The organism is uncultured Psychroserpens sp., assembly GCF_947494225.1.
GTDB lineage: Bacteria > Bacteroidota > Bacteroidia > Flavobacteriales > Flavobacteriaceae > Psychroserpens.
In genome coordinates this window covers 73155-90804 of the sequence record NZ_CANLUG010000005.1, presented here as the reverse complement: position 1 = coordinate 90804, position 17650 = coordinate 73155, and the positions used below count along the sequence as shown (strand labels likewise).

19 protein-coding genes are annotated in these 17650 nt (G+C 33.2%); 9 read left to right on the top strand and 10 right to left on the bottom strand.

The window, feature by feature from the left end:
- Positions 1-4: 4 nt before the first annotated feature.
- From Q0893_RS12570 to Q0893_RS12560, 3 genes are all read right to left on the bottom strand, one after another.
- Complete coding sequence (locus tag Q0893_RS12570) at positions 5-622, bottom strand: hypothetical protein (protein WP_298903367.1); 618 nt, start codon at positions 620-622, stop codon at positions 5-7.
- Positions 623-836: 214 nt separating this feature from the next.
- Positions 837-1397, bottom strand: coding sequence for a DUF2892 domain-containing protein (locus Q0893_RS12565; RefSeq protein WP_298903368.1), 561 nt, complete (start codon positions 1395-1397; stop codon positions 837-839).
- Positions 1387-2286, bottom strand: coding sequence for a DUF6263 family protein (locus tag Q0893_RS12560; RefSeq protein ID WP_299276107.1), 900 nt, complete (start codon positions 2284-2286; stop codon positions 1387-1389). The genes Q0893_RS12565 and Q0893_RS12560 overlap by 11 nt, the downstream gene beginning before the upstream one ends.
- A gap of 198 nt (positions 2287-2484) precedes the next feature.
- Between Q0893_RS12560 and rpmH the strand changes: the two genes are divergently transcribed.
- The 6 genes from rpmH (at position 2485) to Q0893_RS12530 (ending at position 8921) form a co-directional block, all read left to right on the top strand.
- Positions 2485-2646 (top strand): 50S ribosomal protein L34, encoded by a 162-nt coding sequence (gene rpmH, locus Q0893_RS12555; protein WP_298903370.1) that lies wholly within the window; start codon positions 2485-2487, stop codon positions 2644-2646.
- Between the two features lie 98 nt (positions 2647-2744).
- A complete protein-coding gene (gene carB, locus Q0893_RS12550; RefSeq protein ID WP_299276103.1) occupies positions 2745-5597 on the top strand; it encodes a carbamoyl-phosphate synthase large subunit in 2853 nt (950 codons plus the stop codon).
- A 111-nt stretch (positions 5598-5708) separates the two neighbouring features.
- A complete protein-coding gene (locus Q0893_RS12545; protein WP_298903372.1) occupies positions 5709-6206 on the top strand; it encodes an ankyrin repeat domain-containing protein in 498 nt (165 codons plus the stop codon).
- Position 6207: 1 nt separating this feature from the next.
- On the top strand, positions 6208-7008 hold the full coding sequence (locus tag Q0893_RS12540) for a T9SS type A sorting domain-containing protein (RefSeq protein WP_298903374.1): 801 nt from the start codon (positions 6208-6210) through the stop codon (positions 7006-7008).
- Between the two features lie 135 nt (positions 7009-7143).
- Positions 7144-8016, top strand: coding sequence for a T9SS type A sorting domain-containing protein (locus Q0893_RS12535; protein ID WP_298903376.1), 873 nt, complete (start codon positions 7144-7146; stop codon positions 8014-8016).
- A gap of 131 nt (positions 8017-8147) precedes the next feature.
- On the top strand, positions 8148-8921 hold the full coding sequence (locus Q0893_RS12530; RefSeq protein ID WP_298903377.1) for a T9SS type A sorting domain-containing protein: 774 nt from the start codon (positions 8148-8150) through the stop codon (positions 8919-8921).
- Between the two features lie 52 nt (positions 8922-8973).
- On the opposite strand, the gene Q0893_RS12525 is transcribed toward Q0893_RS12530, so the two are convergent.
- The 6 genes from Q0893_RS12525 to Q0893_RS12500 form a co-directional block, all read right to left on the bottom strand.
- The gene (locus Q0893_RS12525; protein ID WP_299276096.1) at positions 8974-9510 is read right to left on the bottom strand and encodes a YceI family protein; all 537 of its coding nucleotides are present in this window, start codon (positions 9508-9510) and stop codon (positions 8974-8976) included.
- 14 nt (positions 9511-9524) lie between these two features.
- Positions 9525-9887, bottom strand: coding sequence for a hypothetical protein (locus Q0893_RS12520; protein WP_298903379.1), 363 nt, complete (start codon positions 9885-9887; stop codon positions 9525-9527).
- A 47-nt stretch (positions 9888-9934) separates the two neighbouring features.
- A complete protein-coding gene (locus Q0893_RS12515; RefSeq protein WP_298903380.1) occupies positions 9935-10783 on the bottom strand; it encodes a DUF5777 family beta-barrel protein in 849 nt (282 codons plus the stop codon).
- A 61-nt stretch (positions 10784-10844) separates the two neighbouring features.
- Positions 10845-11612 carry a T9SS type A sorting domain-containing protein gene (locus Q0893_RS12510; protein WP_299276092.1) on the bottom strand — a complete coding sequence of 256 codons (768 nt, stop codon included), beginning with the start codon at positions 11610-11612 and terminating at the stop codon, positions 10845-10847.
- A 24-nt stretch (positions 11613-11636) separates the two neighbouring features.
- Complete coding sequence (locus Q0893_RS12505; RefSeq protein WP_299276089.1) at positions 11637-12017, bottom strand: hypothetical protein; 381 nt, start codon at positions 12015-12017, stop codon at positions 11637-11639.
- Between the two features lie 131 nt (positions 12018-12148).
- Positions 12149-13222: a hypothetical protein gene (locus Q0893_RS12500; RefSeq protein ID WP_299276086.1), complete on the bottom strand. Its 1074-nt coding sequence runs from the start codon at positions 13220-13222 to the stop codon at positions 12149-12151.
- A 115-nt stretch (positions 13223-13337) separates the two neighbouring features.
- Here Q0893_RS12500 and Q0893_RS12495 point away from each other — a divergent pair, with 115 nt between their 5' ends.
- From Q0893_RS12495 to Q0893_RS12485, 3 genes are read left to right on the top strand one after another with little or no spacing between them, the layout of a single operon-like run.
- Complete coding sequence (locus tag Q0893_RS12495) at positions 13338-13862, top strand: sigma-70 family RNA polymerase sigma factor (protein WP_298903384.1); 525 nt, start codon at positions 13338-13340, stop codon at positions 13860-13862.
- Positions 13863-13909: 47 nt separating this feature from the next.
- The gene (locus tag Q0893_RS12490; protein WP_299276083.1) at positions 13910-14824 is read left to right on the top strand and encodes a FecR family protein; all 915 of its coding nucleotides are present in this window, start codon (positions 13910-13912) and stop codon (positions 14822-14824) included.
- Positions 14808-17099, top strand: coding sequence for a TonB-dependent siderophore receptor (locus tag Q0893_RS12485; RefSeq protein ID WP_299276080.1), 2292 nt, complete (start codon positions 14808-14810; stop codon positions 17097-17099). The genes Q0893_RS12490 and Q0893_RS12485 overlap by 17 nt, the downstream gene beginning before the upstream one ends.
- Here the strand turns inward: Q0893_RS12485 and Q0893_RS12480 are convergent.
- A complete protein-coding gene (locus Q0893_RS12480; RefSeq protein WP_298903387.1) occupies positions 17096-17647 on the bottom strand; it encodes an acyl-CoA thioesterase in 552 nt (183 codons plus the stop codon). The two genes, Q0893_RS12485 and Q0893_RS12480, sit on opposite strands and share 4 nt — an antisense overlap.
- Positions 17648-17650 lie beyond the last annotated feature (3 nt).

Sequence of the window (17650 nt, the reverse complement as noted above, 5' to 3'; positions counted from 1 at the left end):
AAATTTAATTAACAGTCGTTATAATGCCTTTATTTGTTTTCTCGCCGTCAAATAGCATTAATTTTATTTGATGATGTGTACTATTTAAAGAGATATCAACCGAGCCGTTTGAACTAAGGATGAATTTTCTATCAATCTTCATAAGTTGTTTTGATTCTGAAATGAAAAAACAAGCAGGCGCTCCAAAAGAATGCTTAAAGAGTTTTATGATATGGTTAGATTGATTCTCACGCTCGTCTACATAGGTGACGATGACATTAGAATCATAGTCTTTCGATAAGGCTTTCGCACTTAATCTTGAATCCCAAAACAAAATAATAATGTCTATTTGATTTTTGTACATTTTTGAAAGCCTATTAATTTCTTCAATTTCCTCCTCATTAATGAGCTCCCAAGGTGATTTAGTAACTAGTAAAAAGGGTTTATCTATTAACGACGTTTTATATGTTCCACCTTTAATTTTTTTAAGAGCGATATCACGAATATGACTGTTTTTTAAGTGATTATTAAAAAGTGAATCAAACAACGACTTAGCGTAATCTCTATCACCTTTTTGCATAGCGAGATCCGACTTATTTTTATAAGTTTTTAGATGCTTGGCGATTTGTACATCAAAGTACATTTTTTGCTGTTGAGGAAACGCAACACACGCACACATAAACATAAGTAAAAACACATACACTCTCATTACTAATCTTTTGTAAGTTAATGGGTTACAAATGTATTAGCGATTTTATTATGTTGTGTAAAAAAGTCGTTAAAAGGTCTAAATTATGGAGAAATGAATTGTTTTTGAACAATACATCGATAAAGTGTATAACGGTCTTTCTAAACTCCTAACGGCGTCTCATATTTCGGTTACCATAGTGTTGCTTTGGACCTTGAGACTTTTTCATTCCATCTTTCATCATTTTAATTTGATCGGTTAGAATGCCACGTTTGTCAAGTTTTTGAGCTTCATTAAGTAATTGTTTGGCTTCAATAGGTCGACGCTTGCTAAAGGCAATTCCTGCTAGATTCAATTTAGCCATAGCCACATCATGATCCATTGATAAACCTAAGCCAAGTGCTTTTTTAAAGTATTTTTCGGCTTCATTCATATTGGTTTGAGATACCATTACACCATGGAGATAGTTGTAATAACCTTCTTGTTTTTTTACTAAAGCACTCGAAGGGTTTTTAATTTTATTGAGCCAATTTTTGGCACCTTCAAAATCTTGCTTTCGTAGTTTTAAAAAAGCCAATAATATAAATTCATTTTTAAAGTATAAGAAAATGAAAATAAGCGATAATAAGATGTACATAATACCATTACCAATATAACCTTCGGTAAATTGATATACAGCGTAAGCTATGATTAATCCTGCAATGACAAGTTTTATATTTTTATTGAACATGTTTTTCTATTTTGTAAGTGATATTCGTGGTAATTGATGTTGGTAATTTAATACCATTCATTTTATGCATTGTAGAATGCCCTGAAGCAACAGATTTACTTGACATTGACTTTACGAATCCAGTCTCCATAGAAGTCGTAATCTGACTTGTCATATCTCCGGCTAAATCCATTTCTACTTCCTCATCTTTATTTTTAAATGTGATGCTACTATTTCCGCTAATCATAATATCATCGTTTTTGATATCATCAAGTGTCCATGTGTTATTGGCAGATAAATCTCCTTCAAAAGTGTTCATCCAAGAATCTCCAATTTTGGTTTCCGAAGAAGGATAAATGTAAGTCATCTGCTCAAAACTCTTGGCCAAACTCTCGTTACTAAACTCACCTCGCATGGCTTCTCTCATAATTTCTTTGGTAAAGTCATCCAAATCTCCAACAGCATTAACCATTTTGTCAATTAAGGCTTCAGAACCTTTTATAGACTTAATCTTTCCATTTTTATACATTTTCATAGAAAGATCTGTTTCAACCAGTTGAGCAAATATTTTTCCTTCAATGTCATCATCGGCTACAACATCATTGGTATTAATAGACATGAGTTCACCAGCAAGATTTGATTTTGACAACATTTTAAAACGGTCAAACCTAAACTTTATAGTATAAAGACTATCGTTTACGCCATCAACAATAAATGTAAAATCACCTTCAATGAGGTTGGTCATTTCATGTTTTTGCTCATTCATTTCTTGAACAATATCCTGATTAGCAATTTGTTGTACTTTAAATTGGTCACCAACTTTAAGGTTGTAAGCCAATTGTGTTTGAGCAGTAGAAAAGTTAATAATCACTAAAAATGCGATAAAAAACTTTAGTATATCTAACTTCATTTTATCCGTGTTTTTTCAATTTACAAAGAAACTAATTTTTTGTCAATTTGTTGCTAGAATATAACTTGATATAAATAACTAAAAATAATTTTATATTTAGGTTTGCCAAAGTCAAAACTCTTTGTATATTTGCACGCAGTTTTGAGAACAGCTCGAAGCAACCAAAAAAAGATAAAAGTTTTTTAAAGATATAAGACAATGAGCAAAAGAACGTTTCAACCGTCAAAAAGAAAAAGAAGAAACAAACACGGTTTTAGAGAAAGAATGGCTTCTGTAAACGGAAGAAAAGTTTTAGCACGTAGAAGAGCTAAAGGAAGAAAGAAATTGTCTGTATCATCTGAAACAAGACATAAGAAATAATGATTAACAATTGTTAATATTTTAAGGGTGTTACTTAGGTGTGACACCTTTTTTTGTACCTATATGTTACCTATTTTTGAACACTTAAAAAACCAAAAATGCCAAAGAACGAAAAATTAAAGTCTATTCTAATTATAGGTTCAGGTCCTATAATTATTGGTCAAGCGTGTGAATTTGATTATTCAGGAACACAAGCTTTACGCTCACTACGTGAAGATGGAATTGAAACCATACTTATCAATTCCAATCCAGCAACAATTATGACAGATCCAACCATGGCCGACCATGTTTATCTGTTGCCTTTAACTACAAAATCTATTGTAAAAGTATTAAAAGAACATCCGCAAATTGATGCTGTATTACCAACAATGGGCGGGCAAACAGCCTTAAATCTTTGTATTGAAGCAGATGAAAAGGGAATATGGTCAGATTTTGATGTCGATATTATAGGTGTTGATATTGATGCAATTAATATTACCGAAGATAGAGAACAGTTTAGAGAACTTATGCTAAAAATAGGTATTGGTATGGCGCCGCAAGCAACAGCTAATTCTTATTTAAAAGGTAAAGAAATTGCCCAAGACTTTGGTTTCCCTCTTGTAATTAGAGCATCTTATACCTTAGGTGGAGCAGGCGCTTCATTCGTATATAAAGAAGAAGACTTTGATAAACTACTAACCCGCGGATTAGAAGTATCGCCAATTCATGAAGTTATGATTGACAAGGCATTAATTGGTTGGAAAGAGTATGAGTTAGAGCTTCTAAGAGATAAAAATGATAATGTAGTTATTATTTGTACCATTGAAAATATGGATCCTATGGGGATTCATACTGGAGATTCAATTACTGTTGCTCCAGCAATGACACTTTCTGATAAAACATTCCAAAAAATGCGTGATATGGCAATTCATATGATGCGCAGTATTGGTGATTTCGCTGGTGGTTGTAATGTGCAGTTTGCTGTAAGCCCAGATGAAAATGAAGAGATTATTGCTATTGAAATCAATCCTCGAGTATCGCGTTCTTCGGCATTAGCAAGTAAGGCCACAGGATATCCAATCGCAAAAATTGCAGCAAAACTAGCCATTGGTTATACATTAGATGAATTAAGTAATCAAATAACAGGATCAACTTCGGCATTATTTGAACCAACATTAGATTATGTGGTGGTTAAGATTCCACGTTGGAACTTTGATAAGTTTGAAGGTTCAGATAGACAACTAGGTCTTCAAATGAAGGCTGTTGGAGAAGTAATGGCTATAGGACGTTCGTTTCAGGAGGCTTTACATAAAGCAACCCAATCTTTAGAAATTAAACGGAATGGGTTAGGTGCAGATGGAAAAGGATACAAAGATTATCAACAAATTATTGATAAGTTAACCTACGCAAGTTGGGATCGTGTATTTGCTATTTATGATGCTATTCAAATGGGAATTCCTTTAAGTAGAATTCATGAAATTACTAAAATTGATATGTGGTTCTTAAAACAATACGAAGAACTTTATCATTTGGAGAAAGAAATTTCAACTTATACTATTGATACTATTGAACGCGATTTGTTACTAGAAGCTAAGCAAAAAGGCTATGGAGACAGACAAATTGCTCATATGCTTAAATGTCTTGAAAGTCAAGTCTACAACAAAAGAGATGCGTTTAAAATAAATCGTGTTTACAAACTCGTTGATACGTGTGCAGCCGAATTTAAGGCGCAAACACCGTATTATTATTCTACCTTCGAAAATGAAGTAGAAACAGCTAATGGTGAGAAGTTTTCAGCAAATGAAAGCGTCGTTTCAGATAAAAAGAAAATTATCGTTCTAGGATCTGGTCCAAATCGAATCGGACAAGGAATTGAGTTCGATTATTGCTGCGTTCATGGTGTGTTGGCAAGTGCAGAGTGTGGTTATGAAACCATCATGATTAATTGTAATCCTGAAACAGTATCAACAGATTTTGACATTGCCGATAAACTGTATTTTGAACCTGTATTTTGGGAACACATTTACGATATTATTCGTCATGAAAAACCAGAAGGTGTTATTGTACAATTAGGTGGTCAAACCGCATTAAAATTGGCAGAAAAGCTAGATAGATATGGTATTAAAATTATTGGTACAACCTATCAGTCTCTAGATTTAGCAGAAGACAGAGGGAGTTTTTCTACTTTACTTAAAGAGAACAATATTCCTTATCCAGAATTTGATACGGCATCAACAGCAGATGAAGCACTTGCTGTTGCCGATAAATTAGACTTCCCAATCTTAGTAAGACCATCTTACGTGCTTGGTGGACAAGGAATGAAAATAGTAATTAATAGAAAAGAATTAGAAGAGCACGTTGTCGATTTACTTCGAAAAATGCCTGATAATAAACTACTTTTAGATCACTATCTCGATGGCGCTATAGAAGCTGAAGCCGATGCCATTTGCGATGGTGAGAATGTATATATCATTGGTATTATGGAGCATATAGAACCATGTGGTATTCACTCTGGAGATAGTAACGCAACATTACCACCTTTTAATTTAGGTGAATTTGTAATGCAACAAATAAAAGATCATACCAAAAAGATTGCTTTAGCTCTTAACACCGTTGGATTAATTAATATTCAGTTTGCTGTAAAAGATGATATGGTTTACATTATTGAAGCTAATCCTAGAGCATCGAGAACTGTTCCTTTTATTGCAAAAGCCTATGGAGAGCCTTACGTTAATTATGCGACAAAAGTAATGCTTGGAGAGAAGAAAGTTACCGATTTTAAGTTTGAACCAAGGCTTGAAGGATATGCCATTAAGCAACCAGTGTTCTCATTCAATAAGTTTCCTAATGTGAATAAAAAATTAGGACCAGAGATGAAAAGTACAGGCGAAAGTATTCTGTTTATTGATAGTCTAAAGGATGATGAGTTTTATAATTTATACTCAAGACGTAAAATGTATTTGAGCAAATAGACTATTTTTTCGATAAACGACTTGTAATAATCAGCTTTTAATTGCTATTTTAGCCTAGAATTTCTCAAATTTATTGTTTTGAATGTTAAAACACTTTGTTTAATTAGTTGTTTGTTTTTTTCTGTTTTCCATGGATTGGCACAACGTGATATTTTCGATGTGGCTCGTTCTGGAACGATTACAGACGTTAAAGCCTTGATGGCTATTAATGCTGATACGATAAACGCTTTTGATAGCAATGGATATTGTCCATTAACTCTAGCTTGCTATAAGGGAAATGAAGACGTTGCCTTGTTTTTAGCCGCTAAAGTAAAAGATATAGATGGTAACAGTAATTATGGTACGCCATTAATGGCTGCTGTTTATAAGAACAGGCCTGTAATTGTTGAACGCTTACTTGAGTTAAAAGCAAATCCAGATTCGGCTGATGCTAATGGAACAACACCTCTGCATTATGCTATAATTTTTCGTAATGAGAAAATAATAAAGTTACTGATGGATGCTGATGCCGATATAAATTTCAAGGATAAAAGAGGAAAGAACGCAAAAGATTATGCAATGATGACTCAGAATGATACGATCATTAAGCTTATAAAAAAAGAAAAATAATATGAAAAAAATTACAATTGCTTTAATTACCCTATTTTGTTTTAGTTCTGGATTTAGCCAGACGTATTCAACAGGCCTGGTAAATCTTTCTAATACAGCTGGTTTAGAGTATTCGGTTCAAATTGATGTAACATCTACTATTGTTACCTTAACGATGATAGGACCTGATAATAGATGGTTAGGTCTAGGGTTTGGAGTTCAAGGAATGACTGCAGGAGACGATGTCGTTATTTATGATGGCTCGAGACTTACAGATAGATATTTTGGGTTTGATGGACAAACACCTGGAGATGACGCTACCGGAATTATTCCTACCGAAGATTTAGAAGGGGAAAGAGATTGGTCTATAACATCTAATACCGTAAATTCTGGAGTAAGAACAATAATCGCTACAAGAGCAACCAATACAGGTAATAATAACGATTATGTGTTCTCAGCTTCGGCAACGTCTATAGAATTGGCTTGGGCAAGAGCTCGTTTTGAAGGCTATAGTTTAGAATGGCATGGCACCGAAAATAGAGGAATTACTATGCAATCTTTGACTTTAAGTGAAGAAAGTCAGGAAGTTAATAATTTCGAAATTTCACCAAATCCTGCTAAGACTAGCTTTAAGATAGAATTACCAACATATACCGATGATACTAAAATTGAGGTTTATAATGTTTTAGGGAAAAAAGTGCTCTCTAAAAAATTAAACTCTTTATCATCAGTGATTGACGTTTCTAACTGGAGTACTGGTATATATGTAATAAAGGTTACAACCAAGAACACTTCAAAAATGAAACGTTTTGTAAAGCAATAAAGACCATTTATTTTATATCAAAAGCCATTAATTTAATTAGTGGCTTTTTTGTTTTTATATGATTGGCTTCATTTTTGATACCTATTAGTTTAAATATAAATTGTTTTATATTTGAAGTGCTGAAAAAGATAAACTATGAAAACAAAACTACTTTTTTTATCATTACTGCTAACATCTTCAATTGCTTTGTCTCAAGTTATGGCAGGGCAAGTTGATGATTTTGAAGATGGTACAACACAAAATTGGATTATTGGAAGCCCTGGAGATGCCGTGTCTCCTCCTGCCAACGAGCCTAGTGGTGGACCAGATGGGATTGATGATAATTATTTGACTTATACGTCAACCCCGCCTGAATCAGGTGGAGCTGGGAGTAAAATGATCATCTTTAGTGCTATGAATCAATGGTCATCTAATTTTACTAGTGAAGGTATAGTAGCAATTAAAATGGACGTTAGGGTATTAACCACAGATTTAAATTTAAGAGTCGCGTTCCAAGGACCAGGAGGAAAACGAATTTGTACAACAAATGCAGTTAATGTAGTTGCGGGCTCTGGATGGCAATCGATTACAATTCCAATTTCTGCTTCTGATTTTACTGCTGTTGGTGGTTCTGGTTCTGTATCTATTGCAGATGCGCTTGAAGCTGTAAGTACAATGCGAATTATGAGTAGCGCAGCGCCTACATGGACAGGTGCAGATACTATTATATCAACTATAAACTTGGATAATATCACAGCATCTACAACATTGAGTACTCAAGAATTACAAACTCAAAATGATTTTGAGATTTCTCCAAATCCTGCATCGTCTAAATTGAATATCAAATTGTCTAATGCTTTAGATAATGCAAATGTCACAGTTTACAATGTTTTGGGTAAAAAAGTGCATGCTAAAAACTTAAACGCAATAGAATCATCAATAGATGTATCTAACTGGAAAACAGGAGTGTATCTTGTTAGAATTTCTACCAATAAACAAACCATTACCAAGCGTTTTGTAAAGCAATAATTGGCATATTATAAAACTTATAAAAGCCCATCAATTTCAAATTGATGGGCTTTTAATTTTGTTAATTTTTGTAAAACAATCAAAATATTTCACTAAATTGTATAGCACTCAAATCTAAAAACCGAAATATTATGAGAAAAAAATACACGTTTTATCTATTATTTGCACTTTTCTGTTTTGGGTTTTCTGTTCAGAAATCAAATGCTCAATTTAGGATTGTTGAGGTAGATCCTTCTACTGAACGCGTGAAAATTAAAAACTTTGGAACTACCACAGAAGATATTTCTGCCTATAGATTATGTGCTAGGTTTTCTTATAATGCTTTGAGCAGTATGACACTACTGAGCGGGGATCTTGTGAATTTTGCACCAGATGCAGAAGTTGAAGTGACCGTATCCTTTTCTAATGGTAATGTTCTTACAGATGCCTCATCAGATTTAGGACTTTATCTTCCTACAGGAAATTTTGGTGTTGCTGCTAATATGATTGATTTTATGCAATGGGGAGCAGGAGGTATTGGTAGAGAAGCTCAAGCCGTAACCAATGGATTTTGGACAGCAGGAACATTTATTAATGTTACAGCACCTTATGAATTTACTGGCGGAACTTCAGATTTTGGTGTAACTTTTTGGGATACACTTCTTGGTGTCGATGATATTGGAGATGTTTCAAAATTCTCAATTTCACCTAATCCAGCATCCTTACACCTTAATATTGAAATCCCTGGAAGTGTTGAAAATGCAACGCTCAAAGTATTTGATCTTCTAGGAAAAAAAGTTATTGAAAAAGAAATAAGCGGTATTCAGGCACTATCAATAGATGTTAGTAAATGGAACACTGGTGTTTATATTGTTAGAGTTACCAGTGATGATGTAACTCAAACCAAACGATTTATCAAACAATAAAGGTCAACCAACTAAAAAATGTTTGTAGAGACCATCCAGATGTGGATGGTCTTTATTTTTTATGCAGCTCAAACTGAAATGAAACCTTTACATCTTCTGCAATTTTATTACTAACAAGTTTTGGGATTTCAATGTTATAATCTGAAGCACTAGCTACAAAATCACCGCTTATCATGATTTTATTTTCTTCTGTCTTTACAGTAATTGCAATATCTTTTAGAGTCTTTGTTTGCCCATGAAATGTAAGACTTCCATTAATAGTATAAGTCGCTAGTGCCTTTTTAAGGTCAAAGTCTTCTATGGTTCCTTTAAATGTTGCTTTCGGAAATTGGTCAGACTCCGCATAATTCTCATTAAAATGCTCTTCCATGAGTGCATTTTTAAATCGAAACCCCTTAACTAAAGCTAGGGCTGCAAATTCTCCGTTTTCGGCATTAATAATAGCTGTGACCGAGTTGTTTATTGCAGCAACTTCCTCAAAAGACGCTACTGATGCTTCAAAATTAATTGTTCCGGTTTTAGTGATAAACTTGTTTTGAGCTGTTACGTTTAAGCTCATAAATATGAATGCAAATAGAATAGTTTTCATTGTTTTAAATTTAATTAGTTTTCTAGTAGACCATCTGCTTCCCACTGTATAACAAGGTCTATTAAGTTTTGTGGTAGTCGTGGCCCACCAAATGGCATTAAAAACCCTTGATCAGTAGATGAAATTCTATCAATCAAACCGTTGTTTTCAACAGCATTTTTGACATTGTCATAAGTAATTAAAGAAATTGGAGCACCATTTATTGGAGGATTGCTATGACAACCAATACAATTATTATCAATAATGGGTTTTATATTGTCCACATACGTTACCAGTGTTAAAATTGGTGTGGCGTCTATTAAATCTTCTTCGCTGGTGTTACTACAATTAAATAGTAGTAGCAGGCTTATAAGATATAGATTGTATTTAGTTTTCATTATTCTAAAATTCGTTTAAAGGTGTTATTTTATGTTGTAGATTTTAATTAAAAAACGCGACTTAGGTTAAACCCGAAATAGATGTTACCATCACTCCAATCTCCAGTAGCTTGTCCCAAGAAACCATTAGTATTCATGGCTTGTGCATTAGAGAAATGCATTTGAAATACATGTCCTCCTGTTTCTAAATCAATACCTATAGATAATGGGTTTTTAAATGGAGAATTATCTGCTCTGTTGAGGTGCCAACCATAATCTGCATTAATAGACCAACGCTTAGAGAGCTTATGACGTGCACCTAAACCCAGAGCAAATTGCGAATTATCTTGGTTGTTTTGCTGTACATAATTATCATGGAAAAAAGTGGGCACCATTTCAAAAGAAAAGTTGGTGTTTACCTTTCGAGATATAATTATTTGTGTTGTATAGCCAAGGCGATCTATAAATTCTAACTTTGGCAAATTGTTTTTGTCTAGTGCTGTATTAATTAAAACAGCATTAAACCCAACGATGGTAAAAGGAAAGCCGTTGTCCTGCTGTCTTACAAGTCTATATTTAGCTGAAGCCTGATATATTTTTTGAAAAGAACTTCTAGAAATACCAATATTAAAACCATCGGAAATGCCATATACGAAATTCAATCTAGTCACTGCATCATCCAACCCAAAAAAACTATCAAACCCGTTTTCAATACTACCAAACCGATGTGAAACTATAAAAGTTAATTCGTCTTTTGCAACTAACTTTGTAGATTCAAAATTCACGATTTTAAGACCTTTAAATGCGGCTGTAGCGTATTGATTATCTGTGCTTTCTGTGTCAATTTCATTTAGTAAATCATCTTGAGCTACCGTTAAAATTGGGATAAGAGCTACCAGTATGAATATTTTTTTCATAGTTAATAGATTAAAAAATAAGCCAAACCTTAACCTTTAATAAAGATTTGGCTTTATGTTGTTATTGTTTAATGAAACGCTTTGTTTCGGTTTTATCTCCATTAGAAATTTTAATGAGATACAAGCCGCTATTCCAGTTTGATACGTCAATTTGAGATAAGCGTTCAGACTCTAAATTTTTAGAAATGATTTGCTTTCCTAGAATATCAAAAACTTGATACGTTAGGCCTGCTTCACTCGATGTAATTTCTATATTTAATAGTGCATTCGTAGGGTTAGGGTAAACGGTAAAACTTGATGTCGTTTCAATATCATCAACACTTAATAAGGTGTCCCAGAAAGTAACTCCTGTATCTACAGCACTTCCTGTAAATGAATATGGAGGAGCCACATTTACAAAAGTTCCTGCAGTCCAAATACCTTTTGCAACAGCAACATTTTCTCGACCTTGGCCACCTGCTCCCCATTGCATAAAGTCTACCATACTTGATGCTGTTCCGAAATTACCCGTAGGAAAGTAAAGCCCTAAATCGGCCGCAGTTGTACTTAAACTCAAATAGTTTTCAGCAAAGATTGTTACTTCTGCATCTGGACCAAGATTTAACGAACCATCTACAACAGTTGTTTGGGTAGATAAAGTTTTATATGAGAATAAAGAGCATAGTCTATATGACGCAATATTTACAGTTGCTCCTCCAAAATTTTTAATAGTAACTGTATCTCCAGCAGGATCGACATTTAAGATTCTAATTTGAGCATTCATATTAGAATTTAGTGCAATAGTAAAAACTAATGCTAGAATGGTTTTAAAAAAGTAATTTGTTTTCATAGTAATTTATATTTAGTGATTGTATTAATTTGCAATAATGCATTGGTCTAACTTAACTTGTTCCAGCAAGTCGTCATAACCAATAACCCTCCCTTTAACTTTTAACTGAGAGTTTGGTTTTATTGTGTTTTGAATGGCATTAGTAAACTGGCAAAAGACTTTGTCATCTAATGTAATTGAGTGACTATCACTTTCTGAAATTTTACCAGCCACTTCAATGGTAGTATTGAGATACTTGGCTTCAGATTCTGAGATGTTTTCTGAAAAACTTAAAGCAATATCAGATGTAGTCATCTTGTATTTAGCATTTTCACTTTCTATATCTCGATGATCTTGATAGATATAGTTATAGCCTATAATTAAGCCAATAGCTAGAACAATAAGGATGATAATTCGTTTTCGCATCGTTGTTAATGTTTTGGTTAAAACTGCTCTAACTTTATTTTAGCTAAAGCAGTTTAATACAATTTGGAACACAAACAACTAATTCAAAAATAGGATCCCTTATTTTTCTTTTTCAATGAATGTTGTGAATGCTAATTGCATGTATTTCTATAGCGCAATCGATCTACGTTACTTAATCTAAGGTCGATTTTGCTTAAACTGGTATTATTAATTTCCTGCAAGCTCCAATTGTTATTACATAAAGGAAGTGCTGGAATATTTATAAGTACAGATATATTATTCCCTGTGCCTGTTGTAAGCCAAGTTCCGTTGGCTGATGTTGCATTCCAATACACAGTGATCGTACCATTTTCAAAAAAGTTAAAATCATAACCATCGTATATATCGTGGTAATTAACATCATCTTTTTTGAGTCTATCGACGTACCAATCTTCACAACCTACAAGGAATTCTTCCAGTAATTCTGGAGTACAATGGTTACAGTCATCATCGTTATAATCGAAATCGTCGTCTTCATCACACGAATTTTGAACGTTAGAAATTGTAGATTCTAAGGTTGTTAAAGAATTAATAGCGAGTTGTGAACCATCGTATAGTACAACTGAAATTGGAAAATTTATACTTGTAATGTCTTCAGGAGTTAGCGAATCGATAAAATCATAAAGTTCTTTATCACCCGTTAAAATTTCCGTAGATATTAACTCATTGAGGGTATTAAATTTTGAAACCGTAAAAGGATAAACAAAATCCAGACATTCAATATCGTTGTCGGCCACATTCTCACCATTACAATTCATAGCAGTGGCATTTAATTCGCTTAGCGAGTTTATAGATATTTCAGTGAAATCCGAATTAATAATAGTAATTGGGAAGTTAATATCTAACTCATCAATATCATCGTCGTTATCATCAAAGATAGATTCTACTTCATAGTAGTCATCTTCATTGTTAATTTCAATAGTTGTAGAATTGACAGTAACGTCTATAGGCAGTTTGATATTGAAACAATTTGCAAAGTCTAAAATATTATCGTTAGAGCCGTCATTAGATGCTGTTCTTTGGATGAGATCGGCTACTACAGAATTTGCATGTAATATGTCTTCTGGTGGTGTCTCTATAAACTCTGTCTCCTCTTTTCTACAAGATGTCAATACCATCATTGAAGAAAAAAGAAAAACTAATGTGAATCTAAGTGTTGCTTTCATAATTTTGCATTTATATAATTTTAATGCAATTTAATATATAACAACTCAACTTTTAAAACTCCTGAAATTTTAAAGTAAATATTTATTTACCTTTAAATGCTAAAACAAAAAAGCCTTGCCACAAGACCTAAATGAAAACATATGCGAAGCCAGAATTTTTGAGTATGTGTATAATACGTATTCAAAAGATTTACATGACTTCTTGTATTATAAATATGGAGAGCAATTTAACCCAAGTGATAAAATGCAAGATGCTTTTATTAAACTTTGGGATAACTGTAAAAAGGTAACACTTAATAAAGCAAAGTCTTTTTTATTTACAGTAGCTAATAATATGGTGCTTAATGATATCAAACACCATAAAGTAGTTTTAAACCATCAAAAGAATACCCCTAAATCTCACACCAATGAAACACCAGAATTTATTTTAGAGGGAGAGCAATTTCTTCAGCGATATAAAGAAGTTTTAGAGGGTTTAAGTGAAGAGCAACGTGTTGCTTTCTTATTAAATAAAGTAGAAGGGAAGAAGCATAGTGAAATTGCCGAATTTTTGGGTGTGACCAAAAAAGTAGTAGAGTATCGTATTTATAGTGCTTTCAAAATATTAAAAACAGAATTGGAAGGCTTTAAAATAAAATAATCAGGAGAAATAGAATTAAAGTTGTTATATAAGTAGTAAATCGATTTATGAATACAGAAGACCACATCAAGAAATGGTTAAATGATGAGTTAACACCTGCCGAAAAAGAAGCGTTCGAGCAGGACGAAGATTTTGCATTATATCAAGCGATTATTGGTGGTGCTAAAAAATTTAAGGCTTCAGACTTTTCAGAACCTAAATCGTTTGAAGATTTTAAATCGGCTTATGAGGCGCAACATTCCGCAGGTAAAACTTCAAATTGGAGAAGCAAAATACTACGAATAGCTGGTATGGTTGTTATTGCTATTGGGATCTATTATGGTGTATTCTATAAAACGGTTGCTCATATAGAAACACTGGCAAGTGAACAAACTACGATTGAATTACCAGATCAATCTGAAGTCACATTAAATGCAGGTTCAGTTATTTTATATGATAAAAAAGATTGGGAGGATAATAGACGATTAACGCTTAGTGGCGAAGCTTATTTTAAAGTAGCAAAGGGTAAAACGTTTGATGTTATTACATCTCAAGCTACGGTTACAGTTGTAGGAACCGAATTTAATGTAAAGCAAAGAGAAAATTATTTTGAAGTACAATGCTTTGAAGGGATTGTACGTGTAACTTCGAGAGCAGGTAAAACGAAAGAACTTTTAGCAGGAGATACTTATCGCTTATTAGACGATGTATATACTTGGGGCAAAACAACGTTTGTAGAACCGCAATGGACCCAAAACAGAAGTACATTTAAAGCGGTGCCTTTTGAGGCCGTTATTGCTGAAATGGAACGACAATATGACATAAAAATTATAGTTGATAATGTAAATACCGAACGATTATTTACAGGAGGATTTATGCATGACGATATTGAGAAAGCCCTTTTATCTGTTACAGAACCAATGGATCTAACCTTTAAAATTAATGGATCAAACGACGTTGTAATTCATGGCAATAAAAAATAAGCTGTATTTTTTATGTTTTCTTTTTTTTATATTTTCTTTTGAAATTTGTGCTCAAGAGACTAGAGAAGTTTTGCCGTTAACGGAAGTCCTTACACGCTTACAACAGCAGTATAACGTTCAATTTAATTATGCCGAAGATAGCCTAGAAGGTATTAATGTAATTCCTCCTAAACGAGATCTTAGCTTGACTGAAGTCTTATCTTATTTGGAACATAATACCCAATTATCATTTCAAAATCTTGATGGCACATTTATTTTAGTTCGCCTTAAAGAAACTCCATTTGAGCTACAACAACTTTCTGAAGTTATTGTCTCCAAATATATTGTTAAGGGGATTAATAGATTGAGTGATGGGGCTTACGAAATTAATTTTTCGGAGTTTGATATTCTTCCAGGATTAACAGATACTGATGTTTTGCAAGCAGTACAGGCACTTCCAGGGATTCAAAGTATCAATGAAACTGTATCGAATATTAATATAAGAGGAGGAACACATGATCAGAATCTCATTTTATGGGATGGTATAAAAATGTATCAATCGGGACATTTTTTTGGGTTAATTTCAATGTTTAATCCTCAAATTACTCAACAAGTTAGTGTCCTAAAGAATGGTACTGAAACTGCACTTACCGATGGTGTATCAGGGACGATTTCAATGGAAACTAACACTAAAATTAATGATAAATTTAAGGGGAGTTTAGGCCTTAATTTTATAGATACCAATGGCTTCGCCGATATTCCCATCAATGAAAAGTCATCTTTGCAGGTTGCTGCACGTAAATCGATTAGCGATTTTACTGAAACGCCAACCTATGCGAATTTCTTTGATCGTATTGCTCAAGATACCGAAGTAGAAATGAATACTAATGATATTTTAAATTCTGACCAAGAGTTCGATTTTTATGATATGTCCTTTCGTTGGTTATATTCTATTTCTGAAAAAGACCGACTTCAGCTTAATTTTTTGAACGCAAGTAACGAATTAAGCTTTAACGAAAATTCAATCTTAGATGGATTCGAAACCTCACGTCAGAGTAGTTTGAGACAGAATAGCATTGCTGGGGGAATTCAATATAAAAGATCATGGAATGATATCTGGCAAACAACGTTTGAAATTTATGAAACCGATTATAAATTAAAGGCTATCAATGCCAATATTATTGACGCTCAACGATTTCAGCAAGAAAACGTGGTGTCTGAAACAAGCCTAAAACTTAAAGCTAATTATAAGATAAACGATAAGTTGCAATGGTTCAATGGCTACCATTTTGTTGAAACCGAAATCACTAATCTTGATGATGTTGATAATCCGCGTTTTCGTTCGTTGGTATCTGAAGTTGTAAGAACTCATGGTCTATTTTCTCAGCTAAATTATAGGTCTTCCAATAAGAAAACGAACTTAAATTTCGGATTAAGATATAATTATATTGATAAGTTTAAAAAGCATATTCTAGAACCAAGATTAGCCTTTAATCATAAGTTTTTAAGCCATTTTAATTTTGAGATTTTAGGAGAATTTAAACATCAAAATACATCACAAATTATCAATTTTCAAAATGACTTTTTAGGGATTGAAAAACGACGATGGCAATTATCAAACGATGCAGATATTCCTGTAATTAGAAGTAAACAGGTGTCTTTCGGTTTGAGTTATATTAAAAAAGGTTGGTTGCTTAGTGCAGATGGATATTACAAATATGTGAAGGGGATTACAACGCAAAGTCAAGGGTTTCAAAATCAATATGAATTTGTAAAAACCAACGGAAATTATGATGCTTTTGGTGCAGATTTCATTTTAAGAAAAGAAATTAAAGATTTTACTGCCTGGCTAAGTTATACCTATATGAATAGTAATTATACCTTTAATGGACTTCCAGAAAATTCGTTTCCAAATAATTTTGACATCAGTCACTCTGTTACGTTTGGAGCTGCTTATTCAATGGAACGTTTGAAGTTGTCTGCAGGACTCAATTGGCACTCTGGTAAACCGACGACACGACCAATACCTGGTAATGAAATTGTAAATGATGCGATTAATTTTGAAGGAACAAATTCGAGTCAATTAAATGATTATTTAAGAATTGATATCTCTGCGCTTTATGACTTAAACCTTTGGAAGGATACTAAAGCAGATTTAGGAATTTCCATTTGGAATGTGCTAGACAAAAACAATCAAATAAATAATTTTTACAGAATTATTAATGATGGTGTTAATGAAACCTTGCAAAGTTCTTTGGGCTTAACTCCAAATGCTGTATTGCGAGTGCACTTTTAATAGCTATCGGGAAGCTCTACTTTAACCTTGTACTTTTTTAAATCGTCTAAATAATCGGTAGGTGAGAAGTTTTCTCGATCAAACTCTATTTGTCTAGAACGTTTGGTTTCGATGCGTTTAATAGATTTTAAAAAACGTTTTACTTCAGTTTTGTCATTTACTATAAGACCAGGAACTTCTACAATGTTGCCTTGATCATCTTTAGCAACCATTGTGAAATAAGATGAGTTGCAGTGCTTTACTTCACCAGTTCTAATGTTTTCGGCTTCAACGCGAATACCAACAACCATTGAAGTACGACCAACATAATTAATAGACGCTTTCATCGTTACGAGCTCACCAATTTCTATTGGACTTAAAAAATCAACCGTATCTACCGACGCCGTTACACAATAGGTTTCAGAATGTTTGGAGGCACATGCAAATGCAATTTGATCCATAAGATTTAAAATGTAACCACCATGAATTTTACCACCAAAATTAGAATGTGATGGTTGCATTAATTCTGAAATACTAATTCGAGAAGAGTCTACTGTCTTGTATGCCATGAT

What these genes read in the sequence shown, in the direction of transcription:
- Q0893_RS12485 (WP_299276080.1), top strand. Translation starts at nt 14,808, where the DNA reads ATGGCAATAAAAAATAAGCTGTATTTTTTATGTTTTCTTTTTTTTATA.
- Q0893_RS12520 (WP_298903379.1), bottom strand. Translation starts at nt 9,887, where the DNA reads ATGAAAACTAAATACAATCTATATCTTATAAGCCTGCTACTACTATTT.
- Q0893_RS12505 (WP_299276089.1), bottom strand. Translation starts at nt 12,017, where the DNA reads ATGCGAAAACGAATTATCATCCTTATTGTTCTAGCTATTGGCTTAATT.
- Q0893_RS12540 (WP_298903374.1), top strand. Translation starts at nt 6,208, where the DNA reads ATGAAAAAAATTACAATTGCTTTAATTACCCTATTTTGTTTTAGTTCT.
- Q0893_RS12565 (WP_298903368.1), bottom strand. Translation starts at nt 1,397, where the DNA reads ATGTTCAATAAAAATATAAAACTTGTCATTGCAGGATTAATCATAGCT.
- carB (WP_299276103.1), top strand. Translation starts at nt 2,745, where the DNA reads ATGCCAAAGAACGAAAAATTAAAGTCTATTCTAATTATAGGTTCAGGT.
- Q0893_RS12515 (WP_298903380.1), bottom strand. Translation starts at nt 10,783, where the DNA reads ATGAAAAAAATATTCATACTGGTAGCTCTTATCCCAATTTTAACGGTA.
- Q0893_RS12560 (WP_299276107.1), bottom strand. Translation starts at nt 2,286, where the DNA reads ATGAAGTTAGATATACTAAAGTTTTTTATCGCATTTTTAGTGATTATT.
- Q0893_RS12500 (WP_299276086.1), bottom strand. Translation starts at nt 13,222, where the DNA reads ATGAAAGCAACACTTAGATTCACATTAGTTTTTCTTTTTTCTTCAATG.
- Q0893_RS12510 (WP_299276092.1), bottom strand. Translation starts at nt 11,612, where the DNA reads ATGAAAACAAATTACTTTTTTAAAACCATTCTAGCATTAGTTTTTACT.
- Q0893_RS12530 (WP_298903377.1), top strand. Translation starts at nt 8,148, where the DNA reads ATGAGAAAAAAATACACGTTTTATCTATTATTTGCACTTTTCTGTTTT.
- Q0893_RS12480 (WP_298903387.1), bottom strand. Translation starts at nt 17,647, where the DNA reads ATGGCATACAAGACAGTAGACTCTTCTCGAATTAGTATTTCAGAATTA.
- rpmH (WP_298903370.1), top strand. Translation starts at nt 2,485, where the DNA reads ATGAGCAAAAGAACGTTTCAACCGTCAAAAAGAAAAAGAAGAAACAAA.
- Q0893_RS12570 (WP_298903367.1), bottom strand. Translation starts at nt 622, where the DNA reads ATGTACTTTGATGTACAAATCGCCAAGCATCTAAAAACTTATAAAAAT.
- Q0893_RS12525 (WP_299276096.1), bottom strand. Translation starts at nt 9,510, where the DNA reads ATGAAAACTATTCTATTTGCATTCATATTTATGAGCTTAAACGTAACA.
- Q0893_RS12490 (WP_299276083.1), top strand. Translation starts at nt 13,910, where the DNA reads ATGAATACAGAAGACCACATCAAGAAATGGTTAAATGATGAGTTAACA.
- Q0893_RS12535 (WP_298903376.1), top strand. Translation starts at nt 7,144, where the DNA reads ATGAAAACAAAACTACTTTTTTTATCATTACTGCTAACATCTTCAATT.